Origin of the sequence: Paracoccus angustae, from assembly GCF_042648745.1 — a bacterium.
Classification (GTDB): domain Bacteria; phylum Pseudomonadota; class Alphaproteobacteria; order Rhodobacterales; family Rhodobacteraceae; genus Paracoccus; species Paracoccus angustae.
The window spans coordinates 1-12,602 of record NZ_JBHRXY010000058.1; the positions used below are offsets into that span (position 1 = coordinate 1).

Consider the following 12,602-nt stretch of genomic DNA (forward strand, 5'->3'; position numbering starts at 1 on the left):
CTGGACCTGTGGATCATGTGGAACACCCTCAAGATCGTGCTGGGCTGCAAGGACGAAAGACCCAGAAGGCGGGGGCGGCCCTAGCCTTGGCCGGTCCGCCGCCGGTTCCGGCCGGAATGCGTGATTTCCCTTGCCTCGCCCGGTTCGGGACGCCCCCGCCTCGGACGTCCCGCCTCGGGCGCCGGGATCGGCGCTTGCCGTCAAGGCGCGTTGGTCTTAGCTGTCCGGCACCCTGGAAATGCGAAGCACGAAGCACATGCCCCCTCACGATCTGAAACTTGCCGCCGTTGTGGTCACGCACAACCGTCTCGACAAGCTGACGGCGACGGTGGGGCGCCTTCTTGCCGAGGATGTGCAGCATGTGATCGTGGTCGACAACGCCTCGACCGACCGGACGGCCGAATGGCTGGCGGCGCAACGCGACCCGCGGCTGATCCTGCACCGCTCGGCCCGCAACGGCGGGGGGGCGGGCGGCTTTTCGGTGGGGATGGAGCTGGCCCGCGACCGCACCGACGCGGACTGGATCGTCGTCATGGATGACGACGGCCGCCCGCAGCCGGGCGCCTTCGCCCGGTTCCGCCGGCTGGATCTGCGAGGCTGGGACGCGATCGGCGCGGCGGTCTTTCATCCCGACGGCAGCATCTGCGAGATGAACCGCCCTTACCGCAATCCGTTCTGGAACCCCGGCCCGTTCCTGCGCACCCTGACCCGGATGCCCTGGGGGCGCGGCCGCGCCGGATTCCACCTGCCCGACGCCGCCTACGGGGCGGACGGCCCGGTCCGTCCCGTGGACATGACCAGCTTTGTGGGCTTTTTCCTGTCGCGCGCGGCCCTGGAACGGGCGGGCCTGCCCGACCCGCAGCTGTTCATCTATGGCGACGATCAGCTTTATACCTTGCAGATGCGCCGCAAGGGCCTGAGGATCGGCTTTGCCCCGTCCGTCCGGTTCGACCACGACACGGCGGCGCAGCAGGGCCAGACCGGCCTGGTGCTGCGGCCCATGTGGAAGGTCTACTACATGTACCGCAACGCCCTGATCGCCTATCGCGTGGCGGCGGGCCCCTGGTTCTGGCCCCTGGTTCCGGTGCTTTTGCTGAAATGGCGCCGCAAGGCGCGGGATTACGGGACGGACGCGGCCTTGTTCCGCGCCATCCTGAGGCAGGCGGTGCGCGACGGCCTGGCGTCCCGTCTGGACCGGCCGCATGACGAGGTTCTGCGCCTGGCCGCGCAGGGTTGATCGCCGTCCCGGATCGACCGCGCCCCGGCAAGGCCAAGATCGCCCTTGATCCGCATGTACATTGCATGACAATCGACCGGATTCGTCAGGCCCAGGGGTTTGCAGGCAAGATGCCGGTGCGTCACGACCAAGCACTTCCATGCCCGAGGAAAGCCCGTCGGCGTGAAAGCCATCGACAACCAACCAAAGATCGCCAGCATGGACATCAGCTTGTTGCAACACGATGAAGAAACCGCCTCCGGCTCCGGGACACCTTCGCTGGTCGTGGTCGGCGGCTCGAACTCGCTGCTGAAGAACGGATGGGCGGACAAGCTGAAGGAGGTCCACCCGGACAGCGGCCGGGTTCTCAACCTCAGCATCGGCGCGGCGACCTCGGCCATGGGTCTTTACCGGCTGCTGACCTGCGCCAGCCTGCCGGACGATCCGGTCATCATCTGGGAATATGCGCTGAACGAGGCGAACTACTTCTCGCACCGGCAGCCCGCAAAGGTGCTGATCCACCATACGCAATGGTTCCTGGAGATTTGCGCCCGCCGCGGCTTTCGCGTGCTGCCGGTCGTTCTTTACAACAAGAGCGAGGCCGGCAGCGCCGAGCAGGTCAAGTATCGCGAGTTCCTGGCGCGGACCTTCGCAGCCTATGGCCTAAAGCCGGTCGATGCCAGCCAGCTTTGGCGCAAGGATTTCGGCCACCTGCCCGTGGACCGGCTTTACGCCGACAATCCCCATTATTCGGTGGAAACCGAATTCCCGCTGGCCCTGGCCCGGACGGTGCTGCAACAGTCCCGGTCGGCAACGGTGCCGCAGCGCGGCGGCGACCTGGAAAAACAGTTTTCGGACAAGGATTTGCGGATCGTGTTCCCGGATTCCAGAACGCCGGAACCGTTTGTCAACCGGATCCTCAGCTGCGACATCTTTCCGCTGGGGACGGACCTGCATTTCAGCCTGTCGGGCCGGCTTCTGGCCTGCTTCCTGATCGCCTCGCGGATGGAACCCGCGATCACCTTTCATTCGGACCGCGGCCAGAAGGGGCCTTATTCGGCGCAGATCAGCGCAAAGGCCGGGGGGCCGGTCCGGCAGTTGAAGCACCTGCTGCTGTGGTCGCCGCAGGATCCGCCGCTGGTGGCGCGCGGCGACCTGTTCCTGTCGCCTCAGCCCAGCCTGGGCACGACGCCGATGGTCCAGCACACCATGGCCTGGAACCCCCTCGAGGAAGGCGGCGCCCCGGGATCCGGGGGGCTGATCGGCCTGCTGGCCGAGGTGGACGCCTGACGCGGGTCCCACGGGGTTCGGTTACGGGGTTCGGCCACGGGGTTCGGTTACGGGGTTCGGCCATGGGCTGCCGATCGCCCAAATCCGCCAACGGCCCGGCGCGGGCGCAACTCTGCGGTTGCCGATACTACCGCTGGGCCGCGGTTTCGCTTATAGCGATGGGCGGTTGCGGGCACCCATCGCGGTGTGTCCCGCGATCCGGGCCGGAACGGGCCGGATGTCGCGGCCCATGACCGGCAAGGCGGGATGAAGCCCGGATTACAGGATCGAAGAAACGGCTATGACGATACGCGAAGATCAGCATGGGCAGGCGCAGCCGTCCGACCTTTACGCACGTTTTCTTGAACTGGTCGGCCGCGACGGCGCCCCCGGCGTTCCGGATTTCCGGGAAGCCCTGCTGGCCCAACGGCACCGGCCCCATCGCATCGGCTTTCAGCGCCGGAACCTGAAAACCGCGTTTTCGGCGAACCTGCCGCGGCTGTTTCCGAACCTGATCGCCCTGGACGAAAAGGGCATCGACGGCGACGCCCCGGTGCTGATGTACGGGGCGATCCTGGACGACCTGTCCAAGTCGCATGACAGCACCCGGAACCTGCTTCCCCATGTGCGCGCCGACGACCGGGTGTTCTTCTTCGAGATGGGCTTTCTGGCCTCGACCACCAGCTGGTCCGAGGCGCTGGCCTCGCGCGATCCCAGGCAGGCCTGCCTGGGCTACATCTTCGACGACCGCGCCCAGTACTACATGTCGGATTACGAGACCCGCCTGGACGAGAAGCTGAACGGCGACTTCAGCCTGACCGCGGAACAGCGCGCCCGGGCCGAGCGCGCGATGGCGCGCATTGTCGACGCGCGCATCTCGAAATACAATTCGCAGCCCTTCCACCGGCCGGCGGTCTCGCCGGACTTCAAGCGCCGCGTGCTGGTCGTGGACCAGAACTTCTCGGACGCCTCGACCTTCTACGGGCGCGCGTCCGACCAGGACTTCAAGGCGATGCTTGACGCCGCCGTGTCCGAAAACCCGGATGCCGAGATCCTGGTCAAGACCCACCCGGACCTGAACTGGGTCAAGGGCGGCACCCGGCGCGGCTATTTCGACCACCTGACCTCGGAAGGACGCGTCCGCATCCTGCGCGACAGCGTCAATCCCTTCGAGCTGTTCGACATGGTGGACAAGGTCTATGTCGGCACCAGCGGCATGGGGCTGGAGGCGCTGCTGGCCGGAAAGCCGGTGGTCTGCTTCGGGGCGCCCTTTTATGCAGGCTGGGGGCTGACCGACGACCGGACAACGGTGCCGCATCGCCGCCGCACCCGCGACCTGGCCGAACTGTTTCACGCCTTCTACATCTGGTACACGATCTACCACCTGCCGGAAGGCGAGACGCCCGCCCAAATCGAGGACGTCCTGGACTTCATCGAGGCCAACCGGCCGGTCCGTCCCATTCCCCGGGCCGTGCAGGACATCCCCGACGTGTCGGTCGTGATCCCCGTTCATGGCGTGGAACGCTATGTCGCCGAATGCCTCGGCTCGATCCAGCGCCAAAGCCTGCAAAACTTCGAGGTCATCCTGATCGACGATGTCAGCCCCGACAGGTCGGCCGAGATCGTCGAGGGCTTTGTCGCGCACGACCCGCGGTTCCGCCTGGTCCGGCGCACCGAGAACGTCGGCCCGGGCTTTGCGCGCAACCAGGGCATGGACCTGGCGCGCGGGCGGTTCGTGCTGTTCATCGACCCCGACGACTACATGCCCGATCCCGGCCATCTGCGGCGCGTCGTGGACATGGCGGACGCGGACAAGGCCGACATGGTGCGCTATCGCAAGCGCCGCGAGCAGATCGAGGACGAAGAAGGCAACGTGCTCAGGATGCGGCGCGACGCCACCGAGGCGTTCTTTCCCGACGAGGTCCATCGCACCTCGCTGGCCGAACATCACGCGATCGCCCATTCGCGGCATTTCTGGAACTGGCTGTACCGGCGCGACTTCCTGGACCGCAACGGGATCAGGTTCCTGACCACCTATCGCGAGGAACGCGCCTTTCTGTTGCAGGCCTACATGGCCAATCCGGTGATCTCGCTCAGCGACAGCGACGGCGTCGTGTACCGCATCCGGTCCGACTCGGCGGTGAGGCGGGTCCAGACCATGTCGGATGTCGATGACCAGTTGCAGAACTTCGACCTCGTGGTCCGGCACCTGCGCGACCACGGCGCGCTGGACCCCGGATCGCCCCATTGGTGGCTGGCGCGGTTCCAGGTGTCGCAGTTCCTGCATTACCTGTATTTCGGTTTCGCCTGGAAAACCGCAAAGGCCGAAGGGGCCGAGGACGTCTTCATCGACCGGCTTGCCGCCACGCTGGAGCTGGCCGGGCTCGGGCCCCAGGATCTCGTCAAGGATCCCTCGCAGCTGTCGGCGTCCCACCTGCGCGCGGGGGCCTATGGGCTGCTGCTGACCGCGACCCGCCTGCGGCGGCGCGACTATATCGAACGCGCGCGCGCGCTGGAGCCCGTCGAGGCCGCCGAGCTTTACAAGGAATACCTGCGCGATCCCCGCAACAAGGCAGAGCGCGACTTCCAGCAGGCGCTGAACGCCTATGCCCGCAACAGGCTGGTGAAACCGTCGGCGGCCCCGGACGCCGCCCCCGGCAAGCTGCCGCGCATGATCCTGCATCTTGGCGCCACCAAGACCGGCAGCACCGTGCTCCAGCACCTGCTGGAGGACAACCGCCCCGAACTGCTGCGCAACGGGATCTGGTATCCCGAGGTCGGGCTTTTCTGGCAGGCCGACCGTCCGCACAAGCAGGCCGGCCATGTCGGGTTCATCGGCGAGGCTTCCGGGAACCGGCAGGTCCTGCGCCAGCACCTGCTGGACGGGCTGTCGCTGATGGAAGGGCGCATCCATACCATCGTTCTGTCCTCGGAAGCGTTCTTTCTGAACCGCAGTTCTCTGGCGCTGGCCGAATACTTCAAGGATTTCAGCCCCGAGATGGTGGTCTACCTGCGGCGCCAGGACGAATGGGCCAATTCCCAATATTGCGAATTCGTGGCCGGAGGCGCGATCAACTCCACCGGGGAAAGCTTTGCGGCATGGCTGGCCAGGAAAAAGACGCAGGAACTGCTGGACTACGATGGCCTGTTGCGCGGATGGGAACAGCACCTTCCCCGCAAGGCGATCCATGTGCGCCGCTATCTGCGCACCCGCGGCCGTGACTGGAGCATCATCGACGATTTCGCCGCGGTCACCCGCCTGCCCCTTGTCGCCGAACTGCCGCTGCCGGACCGGCAGAAAACCAACGAGGCCCGCGTGTCGGCCACTCATGTCGAACTGATCCGGCAGTTCAACAACCGGCCCTTCCCGGACAAGCAGGTTTATCTGAAGTTCATCGAGGCCGTCACAACCGGCCTGGTCGCCTGGCGGCGGCAGAACAGGCTGCCGATGCCGGGGCCCTGGGTTCTGTCGGACGAGGCAGCCACAAGGATCATGGAGGTGGCGGCGGCCGGAAACAGCCGGATCGCGAGGGACTACTTCGACCTGGAGGCCGAGGATCTGTTCCCCGGGCGCGACGCCCCGCCGCCGTCCTGCCCCATCTATCTGGAGGAGTTTCAGCTGGCCGAAGCCGCCTATGCGCAATGCATCCCCGCGGCCTTCAAGGCCGGGCGCAAGAGCAAGTCCCGCAGGATCGTGAACTACGGACCGTTCGGCTGGCGGCTCTGGTCCTCGGTTCCGCTTCTGGCGATGGCGTATCGCCGGCGCGGGCGCGACGACCTGGCGTCCAGCCTGGTGGAAAACCCGGCGGCCTTTGCGCGCGAACACTGGGCCGGGCGCCATCCCAGGCTGCGCTGGCTGGCCTATTCCAAGGCAAGCCCGCTCGGCCCCCGGCGGATGCTGCGCGCCTGGCTGCCGTTTCTGAAGCCGGTCGTGCGCCGGCGCGGCGGCGACGCGGCGGTCAAGCGCCTGCAAAGCGCCCCCGTCGCCTTTGTCAGGAGCCTCCGCAATCCCGTCGCGCGGGTGGTCGGCCGGCTGATGTTCCCCATGGGCGAAAAATCATGACCGCCGCGGCATCCTTGGGCAAACCCGGTGGCTGATACGGCCAAAGGCCGCAGGATCGTCACCCTCGAAGTTCCCGAAGCCTGGTTCAGGGATCCCGAGGACGGCCAGCGGCACCGTCTTTTCTACAGCTCGCTGCTGGCCGCGCTGGCCGATCTCGGCGTGCTGCTGGATCCCGTCTGGCTTCCGCGCGGGGCCGAACGCGCGCCCCGCCCGGACGGGGCGGGCGACGCCACCATCAGCTTTCATTCCCACGGCCGAACCGGCAACATCCTGCGCTGCAAGGAAGCCTATGTCTCGCCCTACTACACCATGGACCGGATGGGCTATGCCTGCTTTTCGGAACTGGCCAGCCATCCCGAACGGTTCGCCGACGCCATCGCCCGGCAGGATGCCGGGCGGGCGGGCGCCTTTGTGCGGGCATTGGCGCAGGAACTGCGCCAGGAAAACCGGTCGAAGTACCGCCAGCCCGAAAAACAGGATCGCATGGAGCCCGGCTTTCTGTTCGTTCCCTTGCAGGTCGAGAACGACTCGGTCGCCAAGGGTCTTTGGCTGGACAAGTTCAAGGCCCTCCGTTGCCTTGTCGAGGCCGCCGCGGCGCAGGGATCGAGGGTCGTTCTCAAGCGCCATCCCCGTTGCAGAAGCAGGGCGGTCTCGGCCCTGCTGGCCGAGCTTGGCCAAAGGCCGAACGTGTCGCTGTCGGAGGCCTCGATCCACACGCTGATCGCGGATGCCAGGCTTGTGGCGGGTGCGAATTCCGGCGTGCTGTTCGAGGCGCTGATCCAGGGCAAGCCCGTGATCAGCTATGCCGCGTCGGATTTCGGCCCCGCGACCCAGCAGGTCCGCAGCTATGACGAGCTGGCGCGCGCGGTCGCGGTTCCCGCGGCGCCCGATCCCGGTTTCCGCGACCGGTTCCTGTTCTGGTACCTGACCGAATATTGCGTGCGGACGGACGACATCGCCGCCATGAAACGCAAGATCGCGGCGCTTCTGGACAGCGCCGCGGGCCATCGGAGCCGGGACGCCGGCCGTGCATACCGCTACCGCCTTTACGCCTATTCCCTGGCCGACCGGTTGCGGAAAAGGCTGTTCTGACCCCGGCGGCGGGGGCGCAGGGGGTTTCAGTCCACGACAAGGGCCTTGATGTCCCTGGCTTCCTCGGGGGCTATGGAGGTTTCGAAGAACAGCCTGTTTCGCCCGATCCTGTCGTCGGACCAGTTCCACCACGCGATCTCCAGCATCTGCCTGACCACCATCGGCGAAAAGCGCGCCTTCAGAACCTTGGCCGGCACGCCCCCGGCAATGGCAAAGGGGGGAACATCGGCGGCAACGGTCGCGCCCGCGGCCAGAACCGCGCCGTGGCCGACGGTCACCCCCGACAGGATGTTGACCTTGTCGCCGATCCAGACGTTGTGCCCGACATGGACGGGGCCCTTTCTCGTGTACACGGAGGCGAAGCCGTGGCGGTTGTTGAAAAGAACCTGCTGGTTGGGCAGGTCGGTCCGGTGATTGCCGGAATGGATCGAAACGAAGCGGCCGATCGCGCAATATTTCCCCAGGAAGATCTTTCCCCTGGCGTTCAGGTGGCCGCCGATCGTCGTGTGCCTTCCGCAACGGACCTGACCCGCGACCAGCCAGCTTTTGCGTTCGCCCCGGATTTCGCCCGCTTCCACCTGGGCCATGTCGGAAAGGTCGTAGAAATCCTCGGTTTCCTTTTCCGTGAAGATGGCCATGGCTTTCCCTTGCATTTCCCGGTCATGAATCGCGCGGCGCATGCGTGATCGGATGATCCCCCGGCCGCATGCAGGGGACGCTTCCGTTCTGTTCGACGATCCCCGGCTATGACACGGGTGCCTTGCCGGTTTCCATGTTCTGCAAATGCGCGGCGATGGCGTCATCGATGTTGTCGAAGAAGGTCAGCTTGCCGTTTTCCAGCACCGCCCCCGCCTGGCAGTTCCTTTGCAGCATCCGCATGGAATGGGCGACCACGATGGCTCCTGCGTTTCTCATGCGTTCCTTGAAGACGCGGTTCGACTTGGCCTTGAAGGCGGCATCGCCCACGGCCGACACCTCGTCGACCAGATAGGTGTCGAAGGGAACCGCCATGGACAGGCCGAAGGCCAGGCGAGAGCGCATGCCCGAGGAATAGGTGCGGATAGGCAGGCGGAAGTGGTCGCCCAGTTCGGCGAAATCCTCGACGAAATGCAGCAGCTCCTCGGTGTCGACGCCATACACGCGGGCCACGAAGCGGCAGTTCTGCTCTCCGGTCAGTTCGCCGTTGAACGATCCGGCAAAGCCCACCGGCCAGCTGATCGTGCCGGTGGACAGGATCCGCCCCGAGGTCGGCAGCATCGCCCCCGAGATCATCCGCAAAAGCGACGACTTGCCCGCCCCGTTCCGGCCGAGCAGCGCGACCGACACGCCCGACGGAAAGGTCGCGGTGATGTTGTCGGCCACCACCTTGTGACGGCCCTTCAGGGTATAGGTCTTGCAGATGTTCTGCAGGTGGATCATCGGCGGTCGCGCAGGCTGTAGAAGACCAGGCTGCCGATGATCCAGATCAGCGACAGAAAGCCCGCGATCATCACCATCAGCTTCAGCCGCTGCGGAAACTCGGCCTCCTGGGCCAGGGTCGGGCGGATATAGGCGGCCAGATAGCGCGACTGGCGCACGGCCTCGGCCCGGGCGGTCTCGTAGCTGGCAAGGGCGGCGGTATAGGTTGTCTCGGCGAATTGCCGGTCCACGGCCAGGGTTTCGTACTGGCCCACGACATCGGACAGCGCCACGTCGCCGCCGTTCGAGCCGAACTTCTGGCGTTCCGCCTCGATCTGCTCGCGGATGACCTGGATGCGCAGCTCGGTCTGGGTGATGCGCGGATCGTCCGGCTGGGCATTGGCGCGCAGAAGCCCCAGCGAGACAAGCTGCTCGGCCAGCTGCTGCTGCAGCGAACTGACGACGCCGATCTGCCCCTGCACGTCCGCGCTCGGATCCACCAGCTGATAGCGGTGGCGGAACTCGGACATGGCCTGGCGCGCTTCGCGCAGCCGCTCCTGGGCGCGCTCCAGCTCGTTGCGCGAATAGCGCAGCGCGTCCTCGCGGGCGATGTCGTTCAGCTGGTTGATCAGGATCCCGCCCTCGTCCAGGATCGCGTTCGCGATGTTCCGGGCATCCTGCGGGTCGAAGGCCAGGATGCGCAGGTCGATCATGCCGTTGTCGTAATAGATGCGGACCTTGCGGTCCCATTCCGCCATCAGGTCTTCCAGCGCGTTGTCGCCGCGGAACCCGAAGATCGGGTCGTCGGGCGCCTTGGACCAGATCGCGCGCAGGTCCAGCCGTTCGTTCACCCGTTCGACCAGATCCCGGCTTTGGATGAACTTGTAGAGAACGTCGCTGTCCGTGGTGGAACTGGCGCCGACCAGCGACCCCAGGCCGCCCAGCACCTCGACGGGATTCGCCGCGGCCTCGCTGCGCACCGAAAAGCCCACATAGGACGCGTACTGATCGGCCGCGCGGGCATAAAGGTAGAAGGCGCTGATGATGGACGGGATCAGCACCACCAGGATGAAGCTGATGGCCATGCCGTAATGGCGCGGCTTGAGCTGGGCCGGACTGGCGGGCGGCAGAACCGGTTCCTGAAGGGCGGCCTGGATGCGCTTCTGCATCAGGGCGCCCGGCCTGCGCCGGCCGGCGGCCGCACCGGGCACGGGCTTGCCGCCCTGGCGGGCAAGCGGGGCCGGCGCCTCCCGTGGCGGAACGGTTTCTGCGGGTTTCGCGGAAGAAGGAGAGGACGTTCCGACAGCCTGCACGACCTGCGAGCCGGGGTTCTGGTCTTGGGCGGACATGCGCTTTTCCCGCCTGTCTTGTTGAACTCTTGGCTGCCGGCATACATAAAGACGCCGAACAGTTCCAGCACCGATGCCTTTCAGGATCGTGTGATCAGCACAGGGCGCCACCGCGCGGTTCCATGTCCGACAGCCTTTATCACGACACCCCGTCAATCCCCGCGCCCTTGCCGCAGCGGCGCGGTCGGCAAGGACCGTCCGTCCTGAAGGAGGTGCGCAAGCACCGCAGCTTCGCCAGCCTGCGCACGATCGGCGCGCTGGTGCTGCGCGAGATGCAGACCAGCCACGGCCGCGCCTCGGGCGGCTATCTTTGGGCCATCGCCGAACCCGTGGGCGGCATCGTCCTGCTGACGCTGATCTTTTCCGTGGGCTTCCGGTCGCCGCCGATCGGCACCAACTTCGCCATCTTCTACGCCACCGGGGTGGTGCCGTTCATGGCCTATCTGGACATGTCGAACAAGGTGGCCAATTCGATCCGCTATTCCAAGCCGCTGCTGGCCTATCCGGCGGTGACCTTCACCGACGCCCTTCTGGGGCGCGTGCTGTTCAACACCGTCACCCACACCATCGTAACCGCGCTGATCTTCACGGGGCTTTGCTGGATGGTCGAGACGCGCACTGATCCCCAGCTCGACCAGATCGCGCTCGGCATGGCCATGGCGCTGCTGCTGGCCACCGCCGTGGGCGCGATGAACTGCTTCCTGTTCGAGGCCTTCGCCTGGTGGCAGCAGGCATGGGGCATCCTGATGCGGCCGCTTTTCCTGGTGTCCTGCATCTTCTTCATCTTCGACAACGTGCCTCAGCCCTACAACGACTGGCTGTGGTGGAACCCCCTGGTTCATGTCGTGGGACAGATGCGCCATGCCTTCTATCCCAGCTATGCCGGCGACTACATCAGCTACGCCTATGTGTTCGGCCTCAGCCTGGTTCTTCTGGTTCTGGCGCTGACCTTTCTGGGGCGGTACCACCGCGACCTCCAGAACAGCTAGAAAGCCGTGCGCCTTCCTGCCCGGCGTCCGGCAGCCAGGGGCGGGTCGCCCCGCCGCCGGACTTCAGAATGCTTGCGCGCGGCTTTCCTGTCGGGAAAGCGCCGGCGGGCATGACAGGTCGAAAGCGTTTCATGGGCTGAGATGATCAGGCTTCCTGAAAAGCCCGCCCGGGCTTTGCGCCAAGCCGCGCCTCGCCCCCCGGCGCCCTTCGCGAACCTCCGACATGCAATGCAGCGGGTGCGGGCCCCTGCGCCTCTTGGCCGAACAAGGCGTGCGCCGAAACCGGGGCGGTTCGCAGTGCTTCGGATCACCCCGCGCCTTCCGCGCTGCCGGTCCGCGTTCCAATCGCGAGCAGGACCTGATCCGCAAGGCTGCGGGTGAACGTCTCGTCCAGCGGCGCGTGCCTCGCGAAGGCGCGGAAATAGATCGGGCCGGCGTAAAGGTCGATGATCAGTTCGCTGTCCAGGTCGGCGCGGAAATGGCCTTCCTGCTGGCCCCGCGCGATGAGGCTGCGGCCGCTGTCGCGCCGCCGCCGCAGAAATCCGGCATGAAACCTTTCCATCAGTCCCGGATCGCTTTGCGCGCGTCCCAGTATCTCTGCGATGACCCGCCCCACCCGCCCGCCGAGAAACCGCCCCAGCGAGACGATGTAGTTTCGAAGGGCATCCGGCGGCGCAAGCGCGTCGTCGGTCTGAACGGCTCCTTCGACATGGTGCAGGAAGGCGTCGATGACGATTTCCTCGACCGAATGCCACCGTCGATAGATCGCCGGCCTGCTTGTCCCGGCGCTTTCGGCGATCTCGATGATCGTCAGCGCCGCAAGGGGTTTTTCCGCCAGCATGCGCCAGGCGGCGTCGGTGATCCGGTGGCCGAGCTCGTCGTCCATCTGCCTGCCCGGGGATCTTTTCGCCAAGGTCGTCATGGCTGCCTCTCGCACCGCTATTGACTCGATTCGTTACACTATGTAACGTGACATATTGTAACGTAATACCAAGGCGACCGCAAAGCCATTTCGGAACGCGGCATCCAGGAGGGAAGAATGGCGGGAACATTTCTGGACAACGAGACCTGGCGCTATTTCTGGCACCCGGTCTGCACGGCAAGGGAGCTTGCGGAATCGGACACGGGCCGCGGCCAGCTGCTGCGGGTGAAGCTTGTCTTAAGATTCTTCCTGGCTCCTGTGCGATACGGGAGCCGCTCTCCGGCACCTTATACATGCCGGAGAG

General features: G+C 65.9%; 10 protein-coding genes. 6 read left to right on the forward strand and 4 right to left on the reverse strand.

The annotated features are described in order from the left end of the window. The first annotated feature begins 256 nt into the window (after nt 1-256). From ACFOM8_RS21530 to ACFOM8_RS21545, 4 genes are all read left to right on the forward strand, one after another. Nucleotides 257-1,237 (forward strand): glycosyltransferase, encoded by a 981-nt coding sequence (locus tag ACFOM8_RS21530; RefSeq protein ID WP_377764442.1) that lies wholly within the window; start codon nt 257-259, stop codon nt 1,235-1,237. Nucleotides 1,238-1,435: 198 nt separating this feature from the next. Continuing rightward, on the forward strand, nt 1,436-2,506 hold the full coding sequence (locus ACFOM8_RS21535; protein WP_377764443.1) for a hypothetical protein: 1,071 nt from the start codon (nt 1,436-1,438) through the stop codon (nt 2,504-2,506). Nucleotides 2,507-2,786: 280 nt separating this feature from the next. Next, a complete protein-coding gene (locus ACFOM8_RS21540; RefSeq protein ID WP_377764444.1) occupies nt 2,787-6,548 on the forward strand; it encodes a capsular polysaccharide export protein, LipB/KpsS family in 3,762 nt (1,253 codons plus the stop codon). Nucleotides 6,549-6,575: 27 nt separating this feature from the next. Continuing rightward, the gene (locus ACFOM8_RS21545; protein WP_377764445.1) at nt 6,576-7,640 is read left to right on the forward strand and encodes a capsular polysaccharide export protein, LipB/KpsS family; all 1,065 of its coding nucleotides are present in this window, start codon (nt 6,576-6,578) and stop codon (nt 7,638-7,640) included. Nucleotides 7,641-7,666: 26 nt separating this feature from the next. Here the strand turns inward: ACFOM8_RS21545 and ACFOM8_RS21550 are convergent, their stop codons facing one another. From ACFOM8_RS21550 to ACFOM8_RS21560, 3 genes are all read right to left on the reverse strand, one after another. Beyond that, entirely contained in the window at nt 7,667-8,278 is a 612-nt protein-coding gene (locus tag ACFOM8_RS21550; protein ID WP_377764446.1) for a CatB-related O-acetyltransferase, read from the reverse strand. 106 nt (nt 8,279-8,384) lie between these two features. Continuing rightward, nucleotides 8,385-9,059, reverse strand: coding sequence for an ABC transporter ATP-binding protein (locus tag ACFOM8_RS21555; protein ID WP_377764447.1), 675 nt, complete (start codon nt 9,057-9,059; stop codon nt 8,385-8,387). Further along, complete coding sequence (locus ACFOM8_RS21560) at nt 9,056-10,207, reverse strand: sugar transporter (RefSeq protein ID WP_377764448.1); 1,152 nt, start codon at nt 10,205-10,207, stop codon at nt 9,056-9,058. Before ACFOM8_RS21560 ends, ACFOM8_RS21555 begins: the two co-directional genes overlap by 4 nt. Nucleotides 10,208-10,509: 302 nt before the next feature. Here ACFOM8_RS21560 and ACFOM8_RS21565 point away from each other — a divergent pair, with 302 nt between their 5' ends. Then, nucleotides 10,510-11,376, forward strand: a complete 867-nt coding sequence (locus ACFOM8_RS21565; protein ID WP_377764449.1) for an ABC transporter permease — start codon at nt 10,510-10,512, stop codon at nt 11,374-11,376. Between the two features lie 307 nt (nt 11,377-11,683). On the opposite strand, the gene ACFOM8_RS21570 is transcribed toward ACFOM8_RS21565, so the two are convergent. After that, complete coding sequence (locus ACFOM8_RS21570; RefSeq protein WP_377764450.1) at nt 11,684-12,262, reverse strand: TetR/AcrR family transcriptional regulator; 579 nt, start codon at nt 12,260-12,262, stop codon at nt 11,684-11,686. Nucleotides 12,263-12,415: 153 nt separating this feature from the next. On the opposite strand from ACFOM8_RS21570, the gene ACFOM8_RS21575 reads away from it, so the two are divergent. Next, a partial coding sequence (locus ACFOM8_RS21575; RefSeq protein WP_377764451.1) for a hypothetical protein occupies nt 12,416-12,602 on the forward strand: 187 nt, incomplete at its 3' end.

What these genes read in the sequence shown, in the direction of transcription:
- ACFOM8_RS21570 (WP_377764450.1), bottom strand. Translation starts at nt 12,262, where the DNA reads ATGGACGACGAGCTCGGCCACCGGATCACCGACGCCGCCTGGCGCATG.
- ACFOM8_RS21540 (WP_377764444.1), top strand. Translation starts at nt 2,787, where the DNA reads ATGACGATACGCGAAGATCAGCATGGGCAGGCGCAGCCGTCCGACCTT.
- ACFOM8_RS21550 (WP_377764446.1), bottom strand. Translation starts at nt 8,278, where the DNA reads ATGGCCATCTTCACGGAAAAGGAAACCGAGGATTTCTACGACCTTTCC.
- ACFOM8_RS21535 (WP_377764443.1), top strand. Translation starts at nt 1,436, where the DNA reads ATGGACATCAGCTTGTTGCAACACGATGAAGAAACCGCCTCCGGCTCC.
- ACFOM8_RS21555 (WP_377764447.1), bottom strand. Translation starts at nt 9,059, where the DNA reads ATGATCCACCTGCAGAACATCTGCAAGACCTATACCCTGAAGGGCCGT.
- ACFOM8_RS21560 (WP_377764448.1), bottom strand. Translation starts at nt 10,207, where the DNA reads ATGCAGAAGCGCATCCAGGCCGCCCTTCAGGAACCGGTTCTGCCGCCC.
- ACFOM8_RS21565 (WP_377764449.1), top strand. Translation starts at nt 10,510, where the DNA reads ATGTCCGACAGCCTTTATCACGACACCCCGTCAATCCCCGCGCCCTTG.
- ACFOM8_RS21530 (WP_377764442.1), top strand. Translation starts at nt 257, where the DNA reads ATGCCCCCTCACGATCTGAAACTTGCCGCCGTTGTGGTCACGCACAAC.